Source organism: Gemmata sp. (genome assembly GCF_051859125.1).
Classification (GTDB): domain Bacteria; phylum Planctomycetota; class Planctomycetia; order Gemmatales; family Gemmataceae; genus Gemmata.
In genome coordinates this window covers 1-23,078 of the sequence record NZ_JBHYGG010000025.1, presented here as the reverse complement: position 1 = coordinate 23,078, position 23,078 = coordinate 1, and the positions used below count along the sequence as shown (strand labels likewise).

At 71.4% G+C, this 23,078-nt stretch carries 22 protein-coding genes; 6 read left to right on the top strand and 16 right to left on the bottom strand.

Annotation, left to right across the window (positions count from 1 at the left end):
* The first annotated feature begins 193 nt into the window (after positions 1-193).
* Positions 194-1,129 (top strand): hypothetical protein, encoded by a 936-nt coding sequence (locus tag ACTIGN_RS04010; protein ID WP_439621512.1) that lies wholly within the window; start codon positions 194-196, stop codon positions 1,127-1,129.
* Between the two features lie 8 nt (positions 1,130-1,137).
* On the opposite strand, the gene ACTIGN_RS04005 is transcribed toward ACTIGN_RS04010, so the two are convergent.
* The 6 genes from ACTIGN_RS04005 to ACTIGN_RS03980 form a co-directional block, all read right to left on the bottom strand.
* Positions 1,138-3,720, bottom strand: coding sequence for an O-antigen ligase family protein (locus ACTIGN_RS04005; RefSeq protein WP_439621511.1), 2,583 nt, complete (start codon positions 3,718-3,720; stop codon positions 1,138-1,140).
* Between the two features lie 44 nt (positions 3,721-3,764).
* Complete coding sequence (locus tag ACTIGN_RS04000) at positions 3,765-3,992, bottom strand: hypothetical protein (protein ID WP_439621510.1); 228 nt, start codon at positions 3,990-3,992, stop codon at positions 3,765-3,767.
* 107 nt (positions 3,993-4,099) lie between these two features.
* The gene (locus ACTIGN_RS03995) at positions 4,100-4,756 is read right to left on the bottom strand and encodes a S1 family peptidase (RefSeq protein ID WP_439621509.1); all 657 of its coding nucleotides are present in this window, start codon (positions 4,754-4,756) and stop codon (positions 4,100-4,102) included.
* Between the two features lie 27 nt (positions 4,757-4,783).
* Positions 4,784-5,437, bottom strand: coding sequence for an HAD family hydrolase (locus ACTIGN_RS03990; protein WP_439621508.1), 654 nt, complete (start codon positions 5,435-5,437; stop codon positions 4,784-4,786).
* A gap of 24 nt (positions 5,438-5,461) precedes the next feature.
* Complete coding sequence (nikR, locus tag ACTIGN_RS03985; RefSeq protein WP_439621507.1) at positions 5,462-5,929, bottom strand: nickel-responsive transcriptional regulator NikR; 468 nt, start codon at positions 5,927-5,929, stop codon at positions 5,462-5,464.
* A 69-nt stretch (positions 5,930-5,998) separates the two neighbouring features.
* Positions 5,999-6,139 carry a hypothetical protein gene (locus tag ACTIGN_RS03980; RefSeq protein ID WP_439621506.1) on the bottom strand — a complete coding sequence of 47 codons (141 nt, stop codon included), beginning with the start codon at positions 6,137-6,139 and terminating at the stop codon, positions 5,999-6,001.
* Between the two features lie 165 nt (positions 6,140-6,304).
* Between ACTIGN_RS03980 and ACTIGN_RS03975 the strand changes: the two genes are divergently transcribed.
* A complete protein-coding gene (locus tag ACTIGN_RS03975) occupies positions 6,305-8,389 on the top strand; it encodes a WD40 repeat domain-containing serine/threonine protein kinase (protein ID WP_439621505.1) in 2,085 nt (694 codons plus the stop codon).
* Positions 8,386-9,135: an RNA polymerase sigma factor gene (locus tag ACTIGN_RS03970; RefSeq protein WP_439621504.1), complete on the top strand. Its 750-nt coding sequence runs from the start codon at positions 8,386-8,388 to the stop codon at positions 9,133-9,135. The genes ACTIGN_RS03975 and ACTIGN_RS03970 overlap by 4 nt, the downstream gene beginning before the upstream one ends.
* Before the next feature lie 123 nt (positions 9,136-9,258).
* On the opposite strand, the gene ACTIGN_RS03965 is transcribed toward ACTIGN_RS03970, so the two are convergent.
* The 9 genes from ACTIGN_RS03965 to lepA all read right to left on the bottom strand — a co-directional run bounded on the left by ACTIGN_RS03965 (position 9,259) and on the right by lepA (position 20,433).
* Positions 9,259-9,732 (bottom strand): cupin domain-containing protein, encoded by a 474-nt coding sequence (locus ACTIGN_RS03965; protein WP_439621503.1) that lies wholly within the window; start codon positions 9,730-9,732, stop codon positions 9,259-9,261.
* A 30-nt stretch (positions 9,733-9,762) separates the two neighbouring features.
* Positions 9,763-12,276 carry a hypothetical protein gene (locus ACTIGN_RS03960; RefSeq protein ID WP_439621502.1) on the bottom strand — a complete coding sequence of 838 codons (2,514 nt, stop codon included), beginning with the start codon at positions 12,274-12,276 and terminating at the stop codon, positions 9,763-9,765.
* A gap of 137 nt (positions 12,277-12,413) precedes the next feature.
* Complete coding sequence (locus ACTIGN_RS03955; RefSeq protein WP_439621501.1) at positions 12,414-13,064, bottom strand: hypothetical protein; 651 nt, start codon at positions 13,062-13,064, stop codon at positions 12,414-12,416.
* 124 nt (positions 13,065-13,188) lie between these two features.
* Entirely contained in the window at positions 13,189-13,737 is a 549-nt protein-coding gene (locus tag ACTIGN_RS03950) for a hypothetical protein (protein WP_439621500.1), read from the bottom strand.
* Positions 13,734-14,273 carry a MotA/TolQ/ExbB proton channel family protein gene (locus tag ACTIGN_RS03945; protein WP_439621499.1) on the bottom strand — a complete coding sequence of 180 codons (540 nt, stop codon included), beginning with the start codon at positions 14,271-14,273 and terminating at the stop codon, positions 13,734-13,736. The genes ACTIGN_RS03950 and ACTIGN_RS03945 overlap by 4 nt, the downstream gene beginning before the upstream one ends.
* Positions 14,274-14,294: 21 nt before the next feature.
* Positions 14,295-14,684, bottom strand: coding sequence for an acyl-CoA thioesterase (locus tag ACTIGN_RS03940; protein WP_439621498.1), 390 nt, complete (start codon positions 14,682-14,684; stop codon positions 14,295-14,297).
* A gap of 112 nt (positions 14,685-14,796) precedes the next feature.
* Positions 14,797-16,602, bottom strand: a complete 1,806-nt coding sequence (locus ACTIGN_RS03935; protein WP_439621497.1) for a S26 family signal peptidase — start codon at positions 16,600-16,602, stop codon at positions 14,797-14,799.
* Between the two features lie 254 nt (positions 16,603-16,856).
* Entirely contained in the window at positions 16,857-18,536 is a 1,680-nt protein-coding gene (locus ACTIGN_RS03930; RefSeq protein WP_439621496.1) for a S26 family signal peptidase, read from the bottom strand.
* 94 nt (positions 18,537-18,630) lie between these two features.
* Positions 18,631-20,433 (bottom strand): translation elongation factor 4, encoded by a 1,803-nt coding sequence (gene lepA / locus ACTIGN_RS03925; protein ID WP_439621495.1) that lies wholly within the window; start codon positions 20,431-20,433, stop codon positions 18,631-18,633.
* A gap of 163 nt (positions 20,434-20,596) precedes the next feature.
* Here lepA and ACTIGN_RS03920 point away from each other — a divergent pair, with 163 nt between their 5' ends.
* Positions 20,597-21,139, top strand: a complete 543-nt coding sequence (locus tag ACTIGN_RS03920) for a TlpA family protein disulfide reductase (RefSeq protein ID WP_439621494.1) — start codon at positions 20,597-20,599, stop codon at positions 21,137-21,139.
* 25 nt (positions 21,140-21,164) lie between these two features.
* A complete protein-coding gene (locus ACTIGN_RS03915; protein WP_439621493.1) occupies positions 21,165-21,698 on the top strand; it encodes a TlpA family protein disulfide reductase in 534 nt (177 codons plus the stop codon).
* Positions 21,699-21,759: 61 nt separating this feature from the next.
* Here ACTIGN_RS03915 and ACTIGN_RS03910 read toward each other — a convergent pair whose 3' ends face one another.
* Positions 21,760-22,518, bottom strand: coding sequence for a hypothetical protein (locus ACTIGN_RS03910; protein ID WP_439621492.1), 759 nt, complete (start codon positions 22,516-22,518; stop codon positions 21,760-21,762).
* 215 nt (positions 22,519-22,733) lie between these two features.
* On the opposite strand from ACTIGN_RS03910, the gene ACTIGN_RS03905 reads away from it, so the two are divergent.
* Complete coding sequence (locus ACTIGN_RS03905) at positions 22,734-23,006, top strand: hypothetical protein (protein WP_439621491.1); 273 nt, start codon at positions 22,734-22,736, stop codon at positions 23,004-23,006.
* The last annotated feature ends 72 nt before the right edge of the window (positions 23,007-23,078 follow it).

Here is a 23,078-nt window from a genome sequence, read left to right as displayed (position 1 = left end):
CGGGCCGCCACGGTGGGCGGCCCCTACCAGACAGATTGCCTTTGGCTTGTAGGGGCCGCCCTCCGTGGCGGACCGCGTGAGGCGAACGATTCCACCGAGCAACACGCCGGCCGAAGGGCCGGCGTGTTCACGCGCCCGCACCCCGGCTACACTGTCACCTCCCGCCCCGCTTCCCTTCCGCCGGAGATCCCCCATGCGTCGCCTCACCTGCGGGTGCGAGCTCGCGCTCCTCGTCGTCACCGCCGCGACCGCCGACGAACCCGCCAAGCTCCCGAAGCCGCAATTCAACGGCCCGTACTTCGGCAAGATGCCGCGGGCGTGGGTCGAGGTGCTCAAGGTCGATGCCGAGCGGCGCACGATGACGGTGCGGACCAAGAAGGGCGACGAGGTCGAGGTGCCGGTCCGCGGCGACACCGAGCTGCGGGTCCGCGACTCGTGGGGCGACCTGACCGACTACTACCCGGGTCAGTCGGTGATGCTGTTCGTGTACCACGACGCCGACGGCAAGTGGGCGTACCCGCGGGCCGTGCAGGACGAGATCCAGCTGATGTCCGGGCACAAGTGGTGGTGGACCGTGGACGCGCTGGACGCGGCCGCGGGCACCCTCGACCTGTCCCGCAAGGAGAAGGACAAGGAGTTCAAGGAGTCGTTCCGCGTCGGCAGCGGCACGAAGGTGTGGAAGGGCGAGAGGCCCGAGGGCATCGCGGCACTGAAGGTCGGCGACGTGGTGCTGTTCCAGACGCGGTTCGACAAGGGCGAGGCCAGGCGGTTCGCGGTGGAGCTGCTCGACGCGAAGGGGCTGGAGGCAATCAAGGCCGGTCAACAGGCGAAGCACCGCGAGCGCCTCGCGGCCAGCGGCCTTCCGGCGGTCGTCAACGACGTCGAGATGCTGTCCGGGGCGCTGACCGTGTCGGTGCAGTGGGAGGCGACCGACCTCGCCCGCGGGATCAAGCCGGGTGCGAAGGTCGAGGTGGGCGCCGGTGACAAGGGCGCGTGGAAGTTCGCCGCGCCGGTGGCCGAGAGCAAGGGGGACGGCACCCGGCACAAGCTGCTGCTCGTCGCCGACCCGGCCGCGATCGCCCGCCTCAAGATCGGCGACGAGGTCCGCGTGTTCCCGCCCAGGCCGTGACCGCACGCCTACGGCCCACCGATCTCCGCCTTCAACTTCAGGGCGTGCCGGGCCGCTTCGAGCCGCAGCCGGAACTCGGAGCTATCGGGCTTCTGCGCGATCAGCCACTCCAGCACCGGGACCGCTTCGTCGTACAACTCGTCGTCCTCCAGCGCGGCCGCCAGGCCGCTGCGGGCCGGGACGCTCTCGGGGAAGCGGTCCGCGACCTTCCGCCACACGCGGAGCAGTTCGTCGCGGTCGCCGAGGTGTTCGAGTGCGGTCGTCCACGCGAAGTAGCCGGGCAGCGTGTCCGGTTCGGGGCCGGTGCTGCAGCGCGACGCAATCGCACCGTACCACCGCTCGCGGCCGGCGTCGTCGGACGGCGCGAACAGGTACGGTGCGGCGGCGAGCCAAGCGTCCGGGTCGTCGGGAAGAATCCGCGTGCGGACCTCGTCCGGCGTCAGGCCCGAACCGGCCAGCGCGACGATCGGCTGGAGCCGCTTGCGGGACCGCGCCAGCGACTCGCGCCAGTCGGCGGCGGCCGCGGGCCAGTCGTTCGCGGCCGCCGCGGAACGACCGCTGGCGTACCACACGTCCGGGTCGAACGCCGCGACCTTCTTGGCCCGTGCGAAGTGTACCGCGGGCGGTTCCGAGTTCGCGAACAGCCGCGAGTAGGTGCCGAGCGCGACGTGCGAAACGGGGCTGAGCGGCTGGCACGCGCGGGCGCTGCGGGCCGCCCGGAGCGCGGCGGAGACGTGGCCGCCGGGGTCGCCCTCGGGGAGGTGGTCCGCGGGGTCGGCGAACACGACGCCCCCGACCACCCCCGCGGTCGCGCGGAGTTGTTCCTCGATCGCGCTCGACAGGTGCGCCTGGACCAGCAACTCGTGCGCGACCGGGTCGTCGGGCCTGGTGCGGGCCGCCGCGTCGAGCAATCGTACGGCGTCCTCCCGGGCAGTCGGCCCGCCGACGGCGAGCAACTGCGAGGCGGCGTCGCGGAACGTCATGGCGCGAAAGAGCCGCCACTGGGTGAGCGTGACCGCGAGGCCGGCGACGAGCACCAGGGACGCGACGCCGTACACCGAGCCACCGGTGAACACCCACTCGCCGCGCCGCGGCACCCAGTCGCGCAGCCCGCGGCGCTGCCGGGTGCGGGGCCGCCCGGGGCCGGCCGCGTCCCCATCGCGATCGACCGGCTTGCGGCTGCGGGCGGTGGCGAACGCGGTCACGACGGCCGCGGTGATCGCGACGCTCGGCGTGTGCAGGCCGAAGTCCCCGGCGCTCTGGCACGCCACCGCGGTCAGTCCGAAGGTGCAGCCGAGCAGCACCGGGTCGCGGGTCCGGGCGTACCCGCGGAGGGTCGTTCCGATCGCCGCGAGCGCGAGGCCGAGCGTCAGCAGGAGCCGCCCGATGCCGCCCTCGACGAGCGCCTCGAGGTACTCGTTGTCGACGGTGTTGAAGGCGTACAGGACGTCGGACCGGGTGCGGACGGTCGGCTCGGCCCAGATCAAGGCCCCGCCGCCGACGCCCGCGAGCGGGAACCGCTCGACGAGCGGCCAGACCGCGCGCCAGTCGGCGCTGCGGTTGTCGGCGTTCTCGCCGCCGAGGGTCGCGAGCCGGTCCACGACGGCGGAGAGCCCGAGCCACGCGACGAGAACCCCCGTGATCGCGGCGACGCCGAGCCCCAGCACCAGCCCGGCACGCGTCCCGGGGTCGCGATCGCGGTCGCGGTCGCCGCGGCCCCGGAGCCACGCGACAGCCCCCACCCCCGCGGCGGCGACGACGGCCGCGATCATCCCGCCCCGCGACTCGCTGAACGCCAGCGCCGTGGCCATCAGGCCCGCGCCGCCCAGCAGCCCCAGGCCGGCCGGCGACCGCCACCCGCGGTCCCGGTGCGCGACCGACACGAACAGCCCGCCGGTGAGCCCGAGGAACAGGTTGATCTGGAACGCGAAGTGGTTCTTGTTCACGAACGGGCCGCACGGCCGCGAGCCGACGGGCACCGACCAGAACACGCGCGACCGGTCGCCCGAGAGGGTCTGGAGCAGCGCGAGGAGCGACAGCGCGACGCCCGCGGCGAACCCGACCCAGGCGAGCTTGCGGAGCGCCTCTTTGGGGTCGGGCACGGCGACGAAGTTGCGGGCCGCGGCGTAGACCAGGAACAGCAGCACCAGGCCGGCGAGGAGGTCGCGGGTGCTCGCGGGGGACATCGACAGCCGCACCCACGCGGGGGACTGCGGGGCGTCCGCGGGCGATTCGCCCGGCAGGAGTTCCGTCGCGGCCGGGTAGAGCGTGCGGTGCCACTCGGCCGCGGCCGGTGAGACGAGGCTGGCAACGGACGCCGGGAGGGGCACGAGCTGGCACGCGGTGAGGACCACCAGCCCGAGGAGGCACGTCGAGGGGGCATCGGGGGTGTACGAGACGCGGCGGGTGAGGACCGCGTGCGCGGCCCACAGGCCGAGCAGCGCGAGGACCGCAAGGGCGAGGACGAACTGCCATCCCGGCGTCACGGTGCCGAACGGCCACGGGGCGAGTGCCACGATCGCCAAAAGAAGAGACCCGCCTGCCGCCCACACGTTGTGGGCGGCACCCGGGTCGCGCGTGCCGAGGGGCATGGATCACCGTCCGCAGCGGAAAAGGCCCGACAGGCTCGGGTGGCTCACGGCCTGAGGGCGGACTTCTTCGGCTTCGGCTTGGCCGCCTTCTTTGTCTCGATCCACGACGCGACGTCCGTTTCGCTCGCGGCCGCTTCGGCGCGGGCCGTCTGCTGTGCGGGTGCGGCTGCCAGGGGCGCGGGGCTGGCCCAGAGGCTGCCGCCCCCAGAAACCAGAAGCCCGGCGGCCGCGGCGACCGCGACGACGGGGAGTGCGAGCAGGAACTTACGCATGGGCGGCCTCGCGGAACATGATGACTCAAAAAAGAGTATACCCCCGCGAGCGCGAGGAGAATACCCCGATTCGGAATTTCCGCCCGATTCGGGCCCGGACGTGCGCGTCATGGTTTGCGTGGCGTCACGAGCCACCCGTAGCCGTCCCGCCTCAGTGCGGCAACGATCTCGTCGTGGTGCGCGTAGTACCCGGCCCCGCCACGCGTCGCGACGGCGATCCCGATGACGCGCCCCGCGGCGTCGAGCAGCGGGCCGCCCGACCGCCCGGCCTCGGGGGGCACCTCGGTCCGCCAGAAGAACGCCCCGCCCTTCCCCTCGCGCTTCACGTACTCGCGCCCGACGATGGCGTTCGGAACCGAAGTCGCGGCCGGCCCGCCGCCGATCCCGATGCCGAGGGCACCAACTGGGAACCGCTTCGGGCGGTCCAGCGCCGGTGCGAGCGTCACCACCGACGGCGCGTGGCCGCGGAGCGGGAACCGGACCAGCGCGACGTCGGGGTCGGGCCAGCGTGCGACGACCTCGGCACCGTCGCCGAACCACGCGACCTTCGGGTAGCTCGCCCGCGACGTGAACTTCAACTCGACGAGGTCGCCCTGCGTGACGTGCGCGGCGGTCAGGACGTACCCGAACCCGTCCTTCGTGCCGACCACGACGCCGGTGCCGTCGGCCGAGCCCGGAGACGACACCCGCGGACTCGCGAGGAGCGCGGCCCACTGTACATCGGTCAATTGCACGGCGAGAAGCACGGCGGTGAGGGCGAACATTGCCGGCCTCCGGAGGGAACGGAGCGGTCAGCCCCGCACGGCGGGGAGGTGGTCCAGCACTTCCGCGAAGTGCGGGAGGATGCGGTCCGGGTCGGTCTTCGTCACGTCGTCCCGGCCGGACGCCCCGCCCAGGATGATCCACACCGGCACCCCCGCGGCGCGTGCGGTCTGCACGTCGATCCCCATGTCGCCGACGTACACCGCCTCGTGCGGGGCGACGCTCAACCGCTTCAAGCCCTCGACGAGCATCGCCGGGTCGGGCTTCGGCCGGTCGCCGACGTCCTCGGGGCCGAGGACCGCCTCGAAGTACGCCCCGAGCCCGAGCCCGGCGACGAGGTCGCGGGTGAACTCGACCTTCTTGTTGCTGCACACCGCCATCCGGTAGCCGCGGCGCGCGAGTTCGGGGACCGCCTCGCCCACGCCCGGCATGAGCCGCGTCAGCGAGTGGATGACCGTCTGGTGGTGGACGCGGTACTTGGCGACGGCCTCGTCCGTCGGGGCGACGGGCACGAGGTTCCGCAGCAGGTCGTCGAGGCCGAACCCGACGTGGACCCGGACCTCGGCCTCGGCGAGCGGCGGCAGGCCGTACAGTTCACGAACGTGGTTCGTGCTCGCGGTGATCGCCGTGAAGCTGTCGGCGAGGGTGCCGTCGAAGTCGAACAGGGCGGCGCGGCTGGGCATGCGGGGCCTCTCCGAACGGGTGCGTTACGGGTGGTGCGGGTGCGGGTGGTCGTGGGGGTGCGGGTGGTCGTGGCCGTCCCCGCCGGCCGACGAGCCGGCCAGGGTGAGTTCGCCGGTGTGGACGCCCTTGAGCCCGCGGAGGGCCGCCGCCAGCTTGCGAAGGTCGCCGCCGGCCCCGCGGAGGACGATCACCTCCAGGCACCGGTCGCGGTCGAGGTGGACGTGCATCGACGCGACGACCTGGCCGGGGTGCTGGTGCTGGAGTTCGAGGAGCTTTTCAACGAGGTGCGGGCGGTGGTGGTCGTAGACGATCGTGAGCGTGGCGGTCACCGGCGTCGCGTCGCCCTCGAAGGCGTCGCGGGTGAGCGTCTGCCGGAGGAGCTGCCGGATCGCCTCGCTGCGGGTCGCGAACGCGCCGTCGCGGACGTACGTGTCGAACGCTTCGAGCAGATCGGCTTCGAGCGAAACCGAGAAGCGGCTGAGGTCGGACACGGTGACGGCTCCGCTGCGGGTGCCCTCATTGTATGAGCACACCCGGCGCGCAGCGGGCCGCGGGACGGGTCACGCGACGCTGAAGTGGTTCTGCCAGGGGTTGCGGAGCCGCCGGAAGCGCCCGAGGCCGCCGCCCGAGGGGGGCCGCATCTGCGCCGAGCCGCCCACGATCCCGAGGACCACGACGAGTGAGAGGAGGAACGGGTCCATTTCGCGATCTCCGGGTGCGGTGCGATGGGCAAATCGCGGTTCTTGATGTTCTGCAAGTGCGGTGCCAACTCCGGGGATTGACCGGGCGAACCCGGACCGGGGCTTTCCCGACCCCGACGCGGGCGGTACGCTAGACGGGGACTCCCCACCCACACCGCCACGCCCATGACCCACATCGGGAAGTACGTCGTCGTGCGGGAACTCGGCCGGGGCGGCATGGGGGTGGTGTACGAGGCGCGCGACCCGGCCCTGGACCGCACGGTCGCCGTCAAGCTCGTCAAGGGTCCGGCGGACCCGGCCCGGTTCCTCCGCGAGGCCCGCGCCGCGGCCCGCATCATCCACCCGCACTGCGTACCCATCTTCGACCTCGGTGAGCAGGACGGTTCCCCGTTCCTGGTGATGGAACTCGTCGCCGGGATGAGCGCCGCCGATTACGTCGAGCGGAACGGCCCCCTGCCCCCGGGGGTCGCCACCGCCATCGTCGCCGCGGCGTGCCGGGGGATCGACGCGGTCCACGCCGCCGGGCTCGTCCACCGCGACATCAAGCCGAGCAACCTCCTGATCTCGACCAGCGGGACCGTGAAGGTCGCCGACTTCGGGCTGGCCCGGGCCGTGGACGGGAACGCCCCGACGCTGACCGGCGACCGGGCCATCGGCACCCCGCACTACATGAGCCCCGAGCAGTGCTACGCGGAGCCGGCCGACGCCCGGTCCGACGTGTACTCGCTCGGCGCGACGTACTACGTGCTGCTGACCAACCGCTACCCGTTCAAGGGCGAGCACGAACTCCAGGTCATGTTCGCGCACTGCAACGACCCGGTCCCGGACCCGCGGGCGGTCGTCCCGGGGGTGCCGGAGGAGTGCGCCCGGATCGTCCGCAAGGCCATGGAGAAGAAGCCCGCCGAGCGGTACCAGACCGCGACCGAGTTGCTCGCCGACCTCGACGCGATCCTCGCCCGCGAGCCGACACCGCCCATCAACCTCAACGGTCCGAACACGCCCCACCCGTCGCGGCCGGTCATGGACCGGGATGCGTCTACCGCCGTCTGGCTCCCGGACCCACCGAGCCGGGGCGGGACGCCCACCGACGCGGTCACACCGGCCCGCCCGCTCCGGACGCGGCGGTGGCTCCTCGGCCTCCCGCTCCTCGCGGCCGCCGGGGCCGGCGGGTACTTCGCGGTTCGCGCCCTCGGCCCCACGACCGCGGGGGTCGGACCCGACGGCGGGGACCCGAAGCCCGACCCGCACCGAGCCCCCGTTCTCGTCCCCGTGCGGAGGGTCGGCGGCCGCGTCGGGGTTTTGGGCGTCGCGATCTCCGACGACAACCGCTGGCTGGCGGTCGGGCTGGCGGAGGCGCACGCGCCGGAGAAGCTCGGCGGGGTCAAGCTCTACGACCGCACCGCGGGGGACGCGCCCGAGGTGTGGTGGAAGTGGCGCGACGACTCGTGCAACGCGGTCGCGTTCAGCCCGGACGGCACCCTGCTCGCGTGCGGGTTCTCGGGCTCGGGCCGGCTCCGCGTGTGGAGCACCGCGGGGCAAAAAGAGGTACCGTTCGCCGACTCGCAGTTCACCGGCGACGCGAGCGGGAACGTGGTGTCGGTGGCGTTCTCGCCCGACGGGAAGTACCTCGCGGCCAGTTCGGACGGCTGGGCGTCGCGGCCCGGCCGGGTGCGGGTGTGGCGGGTCCGCGACGGGAAGCACCTCCGCGACCTGACGCAGCCAAAGGACCGCCCGCCGCAACAGGTCCGCGGGGTGAGCTTCGCGCCGGACGGTCGGACCCTCGCGGCCGCGGTCAAGGTGGCGCACGGATCGCAACCGTTCATCGACGTGTGGGACGCCGAGACCGGCGGGCACGCCAGGACGCTCCTGGTCACGCAGGCGACGCTCGGCCCGTGCGTCGCGTTCGCCAGGAACGAGCCCCTGATGGCGTTCTCGGCGGAGGACGCCGTCGAGTTGTCGCGGCCCGTGGCGTTCACCCCCGGCACCCGCGTGAACACCGGGAACACCGAGCCGGCCGGCGTCGCGCTGTCGCCCGACGGCCGCGTTCTCGCGCTGAGCGTCTCGGACCTGATCCACCTGTTCGACACCGAAGCGCAGCTCCCGTTCCCGGCGCCGCTCACGGGTCAGACGGGCCAGATCTACGCGCTGGCGTTCTCGGCCGACGGGAAGACCCTCGTCTCGGGCAGCGAGGACCGCACCGTCCACGAGCGGGCCGTGCCGCCCCCCGCCGCCGCGGGAGGAAACCCGTGACGCCACCCGACGACTCGCCGCTTGTCGGCATCCGCCTCGACCAGATCTCCACGCACGTCGCCACGCTCCAGGACGCCGAGCGGTTCGTGGTGCGGTACGGTAACGCGGTCCGCGGCTACCTCACCGCGATCCTGCGGAGCCCGGACGAGGCCGAGGAAGTGGTGCAGGAGATCCTCCTGAACCTGCTGAACCGCGGCGGCGTGGACGCGGTGTGGCCCGGCCCGTCGGGCTCGGGCCGGTTCCGCGACTACCTCAAGGTGATCGCCCGGAACGCCGCCGTCACGCACCTGCGGAAGCGCGGCCGGCACGCCGCGTCGGAACTGGTTTCGGACGCGCACGCCGACGCGGGTGCCGAGTCCGCGGCCGACCGGGCGATGACGTCCGAGTGGCAGTCGTGCCTGCTCGGGAAGGTGTGGCGGGAGCTGGAGCAGCGCGAGCGGAAGTCGCCGGGGAACCTGTGCCACACGTGCCTGCGGGTGTTCACCGAGTTCCCGGACGCGGACTCGCCGGCGCTCGCCCGGATCGCCTCGGAGCGCTCGCGGCACCTGCTCTCGCCGGAGGCGTTCCGCAAGCAGGTGAGCCGCGCCCGCCGGGTGATGGCCGAGTGCATCCTGCTCGAAGTGGCCCGCGGCGTGGTCCCGCCGACCGCCGACGCGGTCGAGGACGAACTGCACGAACTCGGCCTCTGGGGCCACGTCCGCGACTACCTCCCCGACGACTGGCGCGACAAGTTCTTCGCCGCGTGAGCGGCCGACGGCACTTGTCTTGAAGTTGTAGCCGGGGTCTGTGACCCCGGACGCGCACGGAGTTCCAGACGCGCCGGCCTCACAGAGGCCAGCTACAGAACACAAACCAAGTGCCATTGGGCGTCAGTGCCCCGGCGGCAGGAGGGTGATGCCGTACTTCGGCGCGATCTCGATGAGCTTCTTGATCTCGGCCTCGGTCGGGGGCGGTGCGGTCTGTGCGCCGGGCGCGACCGGGACGCCGAACTCGAAGAACATCTCCTCCACACCCGCCGGGGCGACCGAGATGATCATGCGTGCCGGGCGGGCGCTCTCGTTCTTGAAGGCGTGCGGCGTGCCCACGGGCATGTTCGCGAACGTGCCCGCGGTCGCGACGATCCGCTCGCCGTTCACCGTGAACGTGACCTCGCCTTCGAGGACGTAGAAGCTCTCCTCCTCGCGGCTGTGGACGTGCGGGGGCGGCCCGCCGCCCGGCGGCACCAGCGCCTCGAACGTCGCGTACTTCCCGTTCGTCTCCTTGCCGGTCGCCAGGAACCGGTAGATGTCGCCGACAACGGCGATCGTGCGGCCCTCGGCCGGCGTGCGAATGGTGGGCGTCACGGTAGATCCTCTCGGGGCGAACAACAACGATTAGGGGCGCGCGGCGACGTTCGGGAACAGCGCCGGCAGCCGCGGCACCGGCGAGCCGCCCGTCGGGGTGACGCGGACGCCCGTGCCCGGTTCCGATCCGCCGCCCGGCTTCACGAGACGGGGTTCGTGAGCGAGCTTGTCGAACTGGTAGGCCCGCGTCGCGGCCGTCTCCCAGACGAGCTTGCAGTCCTGCGTTCCGACCCGCACCGGCAGCTCCGCCCGGAACTCGTCGCCGGGGCGGTACGTCAGCCGCGCGTCGCCTTCGGCCGCGAAGCGGTAGCTCGTCCCGGCCCCCTCGCGCACCCCGCCGCCGGCCTGCTTGAACGCGCGGGTGGTCGGCTGGCCGCCCTGCGGAACGACGGTGATCGCGAGCGGCCCGTTCGGGGCGACCTTGTTCAAGCCGAGGTCGAGCGGCAGCACGACGTCGAACCCCGCGGGGTTCATGTCGAACTTGTCCTGGTGCAAGAACGCCGCGAGTTCGGCGACGGGATTGGTGGCGCCGTCGGCTCGCACCTTCGCGATGAGGAACAGGAACCGGCCCCACTCGGGGAACGGCGTCGCGGGGTCGGCGAGCGCCGCCGCGGTCGCCCGCCACGCCTCCGGGGTGTCCCTCTGCTCGGGGTTCGGTCCGAGCCGCTCGCGGAGCAGCGCGTGAACGTGCCGGCCGCCGGTTCGCAGCGCCCGGTCGAGGCGCTCGGCCAGTTCACCGGGGGCCGACGGGTCGCGGAAGTTCCGCAACTGCCACTCGCTGTAGTCCTCGGTTTCCCGCGGGTAGCTCCGCAGGAGCGCCGCCAGCCGGTCGCCGACGAGCTTGGCGGAATCGACCGTCGGCCCCGGTTCGGGCAGCACGAACACCGCCTCGGGCCGGTCCGGTCCGGCGGTCAGGCCGACCGCGTCGCCGAGGTCACGGAGGTGTACGAGTCGGTCGCGGATGAACTCCCAGTTCCGCCGGCCCTGATCGACCCGCTCGAAGTTGTACGGCACCCAGTACGTCACCGACTTGCCGCGGAGTTGTTCCAGGGCCGGCGAGCCGGGGAGCGGGTCGTTGAGCGGGACCGGGGGCCGGGCGGCCTCGGCCAGCAGCGCGCCGACCTCGGCCCGCCAGTTCCCGCCGAGCGACGCACTGTAGGTGAGGACCGTCCCGCGGCGCACGAAGTCGCGGTACCGCTCGAAGAACTCGGCCTCGGCCGTGCGGATCGCGGCCGCGTCGGCGAGCCACTTGCGCCGCAACTCGGCCGCCGTGGTCCGGCCCCAGGCGTAGTGCGGGGGCAGCGCGAGTTCGCCATTGAGCCCCTGCTCGACGCGGGCCAGGTCGCCGAGCGTGCGGGTGTCGTCGGGGGCCTGGAACGTGAGGAGCTTCTCGCGGAACGCCTCGTAGTCCGCGATCTCCTTGAGCCGCGTGAGAACGAACCGGTGCAGGTCGTCGGGGACCGAGCCGAACCCGGCCTCCTCGCGGAACCCCGCGAGCACGTTCTTGTTCCGGGTCAGCGCCGGGTACGCGAGGCGGACCTCGGCCTCGGGTTCGTGCTGCTCGTACGACCGGATGCGCTCGGCGAGGTCCGGCCCGGTCGGCTGGGGCTGGAACACGAGCATGCCGGCGACGCTGAGCAGCAGGAAGCCGACGAACCCCATTGCGAGCCGCAGGGTCCACCAGAGCCGGCGGTCCGACGCGAGCACCCGGTCGCGGTGGCCCTTGGCCCCCGCGAAGCAGCCGCGGAACAGCTCGGCCACGTTGAACGGTTCGTCCGGGTCGGCCGGAGCGCCGGGCACCCTCGGGTGCCGCACCGCGACCGGGATCACGTTCAGCTCCACGTTGCCGAACGGGAGGAACGGCGACGGGATGCCGTCGTCGGGCTCGGCGTCCTTGAGGAACTTGTCGAACTTGGCCCACGCCCGGTCGGCCCGCTGCTCGACGCGGCGGGTCCACGATTCGAGCGTGTCGTCGGGCCGGGCCAGCCCGTCGCACTTGGTGAGCACGAGGAAGATCGGGAACCCGCCGACCTCGCGGGCGTTCACCTTCGCCTGGGCGACGATGGTGAGGAACGTGTCGAACTCCTCGAACGCCTCGCGGAGTTCGTCGTCGTCGGCCGCGCCGTCCACCATGAGGACGATGGCGTCGGCGTCGATGACGGCACGGGCCACCGGGGCGCGGGTGGCCGGGTCGCGGATCGCCTCGGGGTGCAGGATGAGGGACTCGGCCGCCCGGCCCGAGCAGTCGTTGACGACCACGGTCACCGACTCGCCGAGCGCCCGGGTGCCCTCGCGCCACGGCCGGAGCCGCACGGGGTAACTGGTCAACTCGGCGGACGCGGGTTCGAGTTGGGTGCCGCGGTACACGGCGTCGCGGATCGTGGCGAGGCGGCCGGACGTCTCGACCACCTCGCCGCCGAGCGCCGGCCCCTGCGTCTCGGAGACCTTGAGCAGCGCCCCGAGGATGGCCGACTTCCCGGCCCCGCTGTGGCCGAACAGGAGCACCTGCGGCGTGTGCGGGTCCGGCGGGAGGGGGATTGCCATGACTCAACCGCGATAGGTTCCAGGTGCGGGCGGCGGGTTCAAGAGGGGGAGATAGGGAGAGGTGGAGACAAGTCGATAAACCAGCGCGGGTCTTTACTCCCCTTCTCCTTGTCTCCCCTTCTCCCCTTCTCCTTGTCTCATCTGACGGCCGGGAACACGACGTCGAGGCCGGCGTCCTCGGCGGCCCACTTCGCCACCTGCGCGACGGCCGGGTGCTCGCGGGGCAGCGCGTTCTTCGCCGGGAACAGGATCGCGACGACCACCTTCCCCTTCTCGCCCTTGCGCCGCTCGGTGATCGCGGTCTTCAGGTCGCCGAACGTCCTCGGGGTGCGGTCGTCGTCGAGCTGGTAGAACCGCTCGTTCACCACGTCCTCGCCGCCTAGTACCGTGACGCGCAGGGTCACGTCGGCCGGCTTGATCTCGACCTTGGACGGGGCCTTCGGGTCGGCCTTGGCGTCCGGCGGGGCGACGGGCGGCCCGGTCCTGCCGCTCGGGTCGGTGCTCGCGGTCCCCTTCCCGTCGCCGCCGTCGCCGATCGGCTTCCCCCTGCCGGTCAACACGGTCAGAGCGACGATGAGAGCCAGGACCGCGCCGCCCACGGGCCGGCCCACCGCCTTGAAGTTGTAGGTGTCCTTGCGCTTGAACGCGTACCGCCCGACCGCCCAGGCGAGGACCCCGCCGAAGACGTACCCGACGAGGAACCCGCCGGCGATGAGCAGCAGGTTGTAGACGAGTTCCGTGAGCGCGTTCTCCGCGCCCTCCAGGAAGCCGAAGAGGGGAGCGTGCATGGCGGCCTCGCGGTCAGGGCTCTGCCCTGAAATTCGAAATTCGAACAACGAAGCACGAACATACCGAACCACAGACTCGTTTCGTGCTTCGAATTTCGTGCTTGGAATTTTGGGCCGAGCGCGGTCAGGGCGACAGTGCCGGGATGTCGAACCCGAACGGGACGTCCTTGAACCACCGCTTCATCTGCTCCTCCTGCGCCCCGGTGGGGTACGGGCTGAGCGGCCGGCCCGGCACCCGCCTCGGGTAGAGTATCAGGAAGAACACGTCCTTCACACCCCCGCCGGTCGCGGCCGCGTCCTTCTGCTTGCGGATCAGCCGCTCGGCGTCGGCGTCGGTCTTGATGTCCTCGCGGGCCGGGTCGTAGTAGTACAGCGTGCCGCTGGCCGGGTCGATCTCCAGCACCCGCACGGCGAGGCGGTCGGTCAGCTTGGCGGACCTCTCCCGCTCCATGCGGGCCACCTTGATCCGCTCCTCCTTGAGCAGCCTCTGGAGCAACTTCGACTCGTCGGGCAGCGCCTCCTCGGCGGCCTTGTCCTTGGCCGCGGGGCCGGGCTCGATCGGGTCGGGGCCGCTCACGAACGGCATCAGGAGGAAGATGCAGAACAGGAGGATGAGGACGTCGATGAGGGGGACGAAGAACCGGGTGACCGACTTGCGGGGGGAGAGGATCACAGCTTGTCCCCCGGGGCGGGCTCCGGGGCCGGGGCGTACCCGCCCAGGGCGCGGATCAGGTCACGGCCGGTGGCGACGACCCACGCGGGCAGGATGTTGATGAACGCCATGTACAGCCCGCCGCCGGTCGCGGTGATCGCCGGGGCGTACTTGCGGATGATGTCGGACGGCTCCGGCCGCGAGCCCGGGGTGATCGAGCTGAACGTCTGGAGGATCGCGACCACGGTGCCGATGAGCCCGAGCAGCGGGAACCACTCGGCGGCCTGCGACAGGTGGTTCACCCACCGGTCGGCCCGGTGGTCGAAGTCGGCCTGCGCGTCGCGCCACCGCATGGCCCGCCACGAGAACGCGACCTGGACCGCGAACAGCGAGAACCCGAGCCCGATGATGATCCAGTCGATCGGCGTCTCGGCCACGCGGCGCAGGTACTCCTGCCGGGCGTCGGCCGGGATGGCGACGAACAGCAGCGCCGCGGCCAGCACCGGCACGGCCGAGAACACCAGCGGCAGGACGACGTGGATCCAGATCCGGCGCACGGGCACCTCCCAAAGGGTGGTCTACTTGGTCTGCACGAGGAAGTCGGGCATGGCCTGCAACTTCCCGGCCCGGTCCACGCACGCGAGCGTCGTGAGCGCCTCGCACACCAGCGTCCCGCCCTCGCGGAACACCTGGTACTGGTGCTCCAGCCGCACCGGGCTCGTGCGGACGACGGTCGTGCGGACGGTCAGCACGTCGTCGTAGTGCGCCGGGCTCCGGTACTTGATCTCGACCTTGGCGACCACGAGGAAGAACCCCTTGTCCTCCAGGTCCTTGTACGACACCCCGGTGTCGCGGAGCAGCTCCGTGCGGGCCTGCTCGAAGTACACCAGGTAGTTCGCGTGGTGCAGCAGCCCCATCCGGTCCGTCTCGGCGTACCGCACCCGAATCTGGATCTCGCCCGTGACCATGAACACGCCCTTCGGACCAGAGGACAGAACCCCAAAGGACAGAAGAGCAGAAAGCGAAGAACCTCACTCTTCTTGATCTGGCTTCTGACTTCTGAGGTTCTGTCCTCTGGTTTTACTTGATGAACCCGATGCGGCTGTGCTCGAACGGCCACCCGGGCCAGAACACGAACACGGCCTTGCCGAGCATGAGCCGCTCGGGGACGGTGCCCCAGTCGCGGCTGTCGGAGCTGTGCGCGCTGTTGTCGCCCAGGCACATGTAGTGCCCCGGCTGGACGTAGTACAGGCTCGCCGGCGTCGCCGGCGAGTTCCCGCGGCGGGTGTAGAACACGTCGCGGTGCAGCTTGATCGCCTGGACCGTCGCCTTCCCCTTCGCGCCGATGCCCGCGGGCGCGTCCACGTCGTTGGTCCGCGTCCACCCCTCGGGGTTGAAGTCCGGCTTGCCGTCGGCGTCCTTGAACGCGGCCTCCTGCTCGGGCGTCGGGAGCTGGTAGTCGGCCTCGGTGCCGAAGTCGACGCGGCGGCCGTCCACCCACACCCACAGCCGGGCGTCCACGTTCCCGAACCGGAGCGTGTGCGTCCCGCCGGCCGTTACCTTGCACGGCCGCGACGGGGTGCCGAACGGCGCCTCGGCCGGGTCGGGGCCGGTGCGCGACAGCGTCACCTTCCCCTCGGCGAACGTCGCCTGGAACCGGTTCACCCCGCGGGACAACTCCAGCACCACCTCGGCCCCGGCGGCCAGCGTCGCCTTGCACTCGACGACGAGGTCGCCGACCCACAGGCGGTCGGCCCCCTGCGAGTCGCGGGGCCCCATGCGCCCGGCGGCGTCCGGGCTCATGCCCGCGTTGTACCCGAGGAAGTTATCAACGTGCGTCGGAATCTGCTTCGCCAGCCCCTCGGGCTCGACCGCCCCCGGGAACTCGTCGCCCGCGACCATCTCGCCCCACGGCCGCGCCAGGTGCCGGTAGCGGATCCAGTCGAGGTCGGCCCGCTCGTGCCCGAACACCTTCGGCTGGGCGGCGCTGTCGCCGGTCCACGCGGCGGCCGGTTGCGGGGCGGCCGGGTTCGCGCCGGCGGCGGGCGCGGCGTACCACCGGGGCGGCACCTTGCCCGCGAGTTCGGTCGGCTGGCGGTCGTTGTCCCACACGAGCCGCAGGTCGGCCAGCAGTTGCGCCTCGCCCTTGCGGACCATCTTGAACCCGCCCTCGCGGCCGTCCGGGAACCCGGCCCCGCGGGACGCGTCGAACAGCCCGGCGGCCAGCGGGTTCGCCTGGTTCACCGACGAGTACATGTACCGGTCTTCCCACAGGTCATTCGGGTCCGCCGGCCGCGGGTACAGCGGCTGGCCGTTCTCGTCGGTCGCGTCGGCCGGGTAGTCGAGCGACCGGGTGACGAACAGGTCGCCGCGGTAGATGCCCACGGTCTCGCCGCCGAACCCCATCGCCCGCTTGATGTAGTTCTGGGCGGTGTACTTCTCCTGCGGGGCCTTCGGGAACTTGAACACGACCACGTCGCCCCGCTGCGGGTCGCGGACGTGGTACAGCGGCTTGAGCACCAGCACGCGGTCGCCGGTGTTGTTCTGCGGGACGGGCTTGAGGTCGTCGATCCGCCCGCGGTACCGGCAGTTCGGGCAGCAGTACCCGACGAGCGGGGTCCGGCGGCCGTCGCGGCCCTCGACCTCGTCGTGCGAGTTGACCGGGAACTCGTGCTCGCACTTCGGGCACTTCACGATCTTCTGGTAGCCGTAGAGCGTCTCGGCCATGCTCCCGGTGGGGATGACGAACGCCTCGGTCACGAAGAGCTTGAGCAGCAGCACCAGCACGACGACGAACACGACCGTCTCGACCGCCTCGCGGGCCGCGTCCCGCGGCGGGCCGGGCTTCTTCTTCTCGTCGGCCACGGGGTCGGCGGTGTCGGGCATCTCGAACCTCGGCGGGTGAGCGGAGTACGTCACCGGTTATTCGTTCGTCGGCCCGGCGGATTGCCCGCGGCCCGTCATCCCAATTCCAACGGGCAAAGGACTCGTCCTCCCCTCTCCCCTTGCGGGAGAGGGTGGCCGCGCTTCGCGGCCGGGTGAGGGGTGAGCGGAACGACTCGCAGAGCTTCACCCCTCACCCGCTCGCAGAGCCCCGCTGCCCTCTCCCGCAACGGGAGCGGGCGAGACACCTGCGGGTCTCAGTGCAGCCACCGCAGGCGGGTCCAGTCCACGGACTGGAACTGGCGCTCGCGGCCCCCGGCCGTCACGCGGGCGGCCCGCAGCGGCTGGTGGATCAGAAATGGTTTACCGATGAACTCCGCCTCCGGCACGCCCGGGGTCGGCCATTTCCGGCTGTCCTGCGAGTTCCCGCTGTTGTCGCCCAGCATGAAGAACTCGTCCGGCCCGAGGGTGACCGGCGCCCCGTGCGGCGGCTGCGTCCCGTGCTCGCCGAACTGGGTGTAGTACACGTCCCGATACAGTTTCAGGTTGCGGACCACAAGCCGTGATCCGCGTGCGCCGAACTGGAGCGGCCGCCGGACCTCGCCGCGGGCCGGGGCCGGCGGCAGGTCCACTGCGGGTGCAACTGTCTTGCCGTCGATCGCGAGGATCGCGCGGCGGTCCACGAACGAGAACTCGAACCGGTGCGTGCGGCCGACCTCGAGCGACACCCCGCGGGCCGTCTCCAGCGGGCCCTTCCCCTCGTGCGTGATGATGGCCAGCCCGCCGGCCCGCGCCCCGACGGTGACCTCGGCGCTCACCGCGTCGGCCCCGTCCATGAGGCGGCACGCGAAGCTCCCGTCCTCGGACGACGCGAGCACCTGAACGTCGCACGACACGGAGAAGTCGTTCGCGGGGGGGAGCTTCTCGAACGCCCGCTTCGAGAGCGGCAGCCGGCCGACGGACCGGAGCCCGTCGTAGCTGTTCCACACGCGAACGGCCTGCTCCTCGCGGTCGTCGAGGCTCCAGTTGCGGTACGTGACGGCGCGGATCGCCTGGGCGTGCCGCCCGGCGTCGAGTTGGAGCTCGCCGCCCCTCACGACCGCGTCGGTCGCGGGCTCGGGCTGGCGGTCGGAGGCCGGCGGGAGCCGCGGGTCGTTCTCGGCCGGGTCCGCGAGCCACCGGGCGTTCCACCCGCCGGGGTCGGGGACGAACGCCATGTCGTACACCGGGAACCGGGTCTCGCGGAGTTCGGCGAGCGCCTTCCGCAGCAACTCGCCGTCGGCGTACACCTCCCCGTCGAGGATCGAAATGGTTTCGCCGGGCAGGCCGACGACGCGCTTGACGTACGGCTTGCGGTACTCCCGCGGGTCCGGGTCCGGGCAGTGGAACACGCCCATCTCCCAGCGCCGCGGGCGGCGGAGGTTGAACACGTTCTTGTCCACCAGCAGGCGGTCGCCGTTGAGGTTCATCGCGTCGGCGAGCGAGAACCGCTGCCCGCAGTTGGGGCACCCGACGGAGTCGTACTGGTCGGCGGCGCTGCCGCCGGCCGCCGGGGCCCCGACCCGGACCGGGTAGCCGCACCGGGGGCACGGCCCCTCGCGGTGGTTCCCGAGCAGCGCCGGGGCCATGCTCCCGGTCGGGACGCCGAACGGCTCCAGCGCGACGACGCGGACGAAGAGGAACAGCGACACGAACACCGCGGCGATGTTCGCGAGCAGGCGGTACGGGTTGGGCAGTTGTGCTTCGGGCTTCGGAGGGGCCGCGGGGGGCACCCCGGGCGGGAGCGGCAGAGGGGCGGGGCCGATCTCGTCGGCGAGCGGGAGCGTGAGCGGTTCGGGAGCCGGGACGGGCAGCGGCAGTTCGTCGGCGAGCGGGAGTTCCCCCGGCGGCGGGTCGGCGGGCGGGTCCGCGGCCGGCGGTGCGTCGGGGTGGTCCATGTGCGAATCCCGCCGGGCGAGCGGGGGCGTGCGCCCCCGGGTGGAGCCGAGAGAAGCCTCGGGGGCTCACGCCCCCGCTCGCCGAGCCCCGGTCTCACTCGTCCTGTTCGAGGACCGCGAGGAACGCCTCCTGCGGCACCTCGACCTGCCCGATCTGCTTCATCCGCTTCTTGCCCTCGGCCTGCTTCGACCAGAGCTTCCGCTTCCGGGTGATGTCGCCGCCGTAGCACTTCGCGGTCACGTTCTTCCGCATCGCGGCGATGTTCTCGCGGGCGATGACCCGCGCCCCGATCGCCGCCTGCAGCGACACCTCGAACAGGTGCCGGTCGATCTCCTCGCGGAGCTTCTTGAGGATCGCCCGGCCCCGGCGCTCGGCGTTCGTGCGGTGGACGATCACCGACAGCGCGTCCACCTTCTGCCCGTGGACCATGATGTCCATCTTCACGAGGTCCGCCCCGCGGTACCCGAGCACCTCGTAGTCCATCGTGCCGTAGCCGTGCGTGACGGACTTGAGCTTGTCGTACAGGTCGTAGATCACCTCAGCGAGCGGCATCTCGTACACGAGGATCACCCGCAACTGGCTCAGGTACTCGGTCCGCACGAACACCCCGCGGCGGTCGGTACACATCCCCATGAGCGCGCCGATGTTCGCGGCCGGGATCAGGAAGCTGATGCGGACGATCGGCTCGCGGAACTCCTCGATGAGCCCGCCGTCGGGCACGTCCTGCGGGCCGTGCAGCGTGACCGTCTCGCCGTCCTTCTTGAGCACCTCGAACGACACGTTCGGGGCGGTCTGGACGAGGTTCAGCTCGCTCTCGCGCTCGAGCCGCTGCTGGATGATCTCGCGGTGGAGCATCCCGAGGAACCCGCACCGGAACCCGAACCCGAGCCCGTCGGACACCTCGGGCGTGAACGTGAACGAGCTGTCGTTGAGCTTCAGCTTGCCGAGCGCCTCCCGCAGGTCCTCGAACTCGTTGTTGTTCACCGGGAACAGCCCGGAGTACACCATCGGCTTCGGTTCTTTGTACCCGGCGAGCGGCTCGGCGGTCGGGTTCGCGGCGTCGGTGACGGTGTCGCCGATGCCGACGTACTCGATGTTCTTGATGTTCGCGGTGAAGTACCCGACCTGCCCGGCGGACAGCTCGTCGCACTTCACCATGTCGGGGCGGAACTGGCCCATCTCGGTGATCGCGTACTCGCGGCCGGCCCGCATGAACTTGATCTTCTGGCCCGGCTTGATGGTGCCGTCGATCATGCGGATGTAGACGACGACGCCCTTGTAGGTGTCGAAGTGCGAGTTGTAGATCAGCGCCTTCGTCGGGGCGGTCGGGTCGCCGGCCGGCTGCGGGACGCGGTCGATGACCGCGGCGAGCAGGTCCTCGACCCCCTCGCCGGTCTTGCCGCTGACCCGCATGACGTCCTCGGGGTCGATCATCACGGCCGTTTCCATCTCGCCGATGACGAAGTCGGGCCGGGCGTGCGGCAGGTCGATCTTGTTGAGCGTCGGGATGATCTTGAGCCCGGCCTCGATCGCGAGGAACCCGTTGGCGACGGTCTGGGCCTGGACCCCCTGGAACGCGTCGGCCAGCAGGATCGCGCCCTCGCAGGCGGCGAGGGACCGCGACACCTCGTAGTTGAAGTCGACGTGGCCGGGGGTGTCGATCAGGTTCAGCTCGTACCGCGTCCCCTTGTACTCGTGGTAGATGGTGACCGGGTGCATGCGGATCGTGATGCCGCGCTCGCGCTCCAGGTCCATGCTGTCGAGCGTCTGGGCCTTGATGTCGCGCTCGGAGATGGTGCCGGTCTTCAGGAGGAACTGGTCGGCGAGGGTGCTCTTCCCGTGGTCGATGTGGGCGATGATGCAGAAGTTCCGGATGTGTGCGGTCGGCGTCGGCATGTGCTGGCGGCTCACGGGTGCCCGCCCGAGATTACCCCGGGCCTACCTCAAGATAGTAGCAGCCCCGCCGAAGCATGAATAGGGCTCCGCGGCATTGACCCGGGTGGGGATTCCCGGAAGATGACCCCGTACCGCCGCGGCCCCACCACCCCCGAGGCCCGTAATGGACCGCTCCCCCGCGACGTTCCTCGCCCTGCTCGTCGGCGGCGTCCTGCTCGTCGGCTACTTCGTCCAGAAGAAGACGCACCCCGACGGCGGCCCGACCACCGACCCGGACGTCCTCGCCTCCGATTACGTGCGCGTGGAGACGGCGATCAACGCGGCCAAGGGCAGGGTCGTCCTCATCGACTGCTGGGCCACGTGGTGCGGCCCGTGCGTGGCGAGCTTCCCGAAGCTGGTCGAGAAGAACGAGAAGTACGGCCCCCAGGGGCTCGTGGTGGTCACCGTGAACCTCAACGACGCGGACGAGGCCGACAAGGTCAAGGAGTTCCTCCAGAAGCAGAACGCGACGTTCACGAACATCCAGATGAAGCACGAGGAGGCCGCGTACAAGGGTCTGAAGAAGCGGCTCGGGTTCGGCGGGGGCATCCCGCACGCGGCGCTCTTCGACCGCACCGGCAAGCGCGTCTGGACCGGCCACCCCGAGAGCCCGGAGCTGGAGTCGCGCCTGCAAGAGGAACTCGCCAAGCCCGCCCCCGCCCTCTAACCTTTCCCCGCCCCGGAGACAATCGATGCTCCTTCGCACGCTCGCCGCCGCAACGCTGTTCACCCTCGCCGCGGTCGTCGGGACCGCGGCCGACGAACCCGCCAAGGCCGGGGCGGTGGACGTCACCGAGGCCCGCGCCGCCGACATCCAGAAGGCGTTCGCCGGTCAGAAGGGCAAGGTTGTGCTGGTGGACTGCTGGGCGACGTGGTGCGCGCCGTGCGTCAAGAAGTTCCCGCACCTCGTCGAGCTGCACAAGAAGTACGCCGACAAGGGCCTGGTGTGCGTGAGCCTCAGCATGGACAAGTACGGCGACGAGGACGAGTACAAGAAGGACAAGGTGGTGAAGTTCCTCACGGACAAGGGCGCGACGTTCCCCAACTTCATCGTCGCTGACCCGAAGAAGGACGAGGAGGCGCTCGTCAAGCTCCTCGGCGACTACACCGCGATCCCATACATGGTCATGTTCGACCGCGAGGGGAAGAAGGTGTGGACCAGCGACGAGAAGCTCGACGACGAGAAGCTCGCGAAGCTGATCGAGGAGCAGTTGGCGAAGAAGTGACCACAGAGCGGAATTCGGAACGCGGAGTGGGGAACGGAAGACACGAACACGTCTTCGGTTCTCACTCCGCGTTCCGCGTTCCGAATTCCGCACTCTTTCGGGCCGCGGCCCGGGCCGAGGGTCGCCCGACCGGCAGCAGCTTCGGCCGCGGGACCACGACGCCGACGATCCCGCCGCTGCGGTCCCACAACTCGCGGTAGCCCGTGCGGAGGAACGCGAACACGTCTTCGTTCGGGTGGTCCTTCAAATAGACCTTCACCAGCTCCGCCATCTGCTCGTCGTACCGGTCCTTCGAGTGCGAGTGGACCGCGTACCGGCCCGGGTGCCGGCGGAGGTCGCCGTCGAACGCCGGGTTCATGTGGTACAGCTCGTGGAACACCGTCACGAGCTTCTCCTCGAAGCACTGGTCGAGGAACCGCGGCAGGCAGAACGTGAGCAGGTACAGCATCTCGCGGCCGTTCACGAAGAACCGCTGGACCTGGTACTCGACGTGCCCGTGGCGGCGGGTGAGCGCCCCCTCGCGGAACCGCAGCGGGGTGACGCGGGCCTGGAGCCCGTACCGGCTCCGGTTCCGGCACGGGGTGAACGACACGAGCACCCGCGACATGCGGACGTGCCACAGCGCCTCGCACCGGTTGGCGACGTCGTCGCACAGCGCCCGCATCGCGGCGGTGAAGTCGAGGGGCTCCGCGGGCACCGCGGGGAGCCGGGGCCGCCGGCCCTCGGGGACGACCCACCGGGCCGGCAACGGGCGGCGCGCGTCCCACCGCATCTCGAGCGGGGGCGGGGGTGCGACGGGTCCGGGGCGGGTGCCGGTCATCCGCGGTGGTCCTCCCGGTTGCGGAGCCTGGGTCGGAAGCACATGCTAGGGGCAAACCCGCCCGGGGTCAACGAACTGTGCGCGGCTTCCGCCCGCGCGGGACCCCTCCGCACATTTCCCGCGATCGCCTCAAGCGGCACGCCCGGCGCGACCGATACTTTCGGCACCAACGAGACTCCCGCAGCGACGGGACACCTTCCGGCATGGAGGCTGGTATGCGAACGAAGCGGCTTTGGGTTGCCGGCGCGGTGCTCGCCCTCTGCGGGCTGACCGGGTGCCAGACGTGGTTCGGCGGGCTCACACTGCCCAGCGGGCGGTACCTGGAGCGCCACTACCCGCAGTACTTCTCGCCGGACCCGGACTTCCCGCTCCAGCGCGAGCTGGCCAGCCAGGAGGACCCGGAAGGCGCGGCCCGTCGCGCCGGCGGCGCCGGGGGCGTCGTCCCCGCTCCGGCCCCGCCCCCGCCGCCGGTCCCGGTCGGCCGCTGACCAGGAGGCACGATCGAGGCGAGCGGGGGGCGTCAGTCCCCCGGTGCCTCTGCAATCGTACCGGGGGGACTG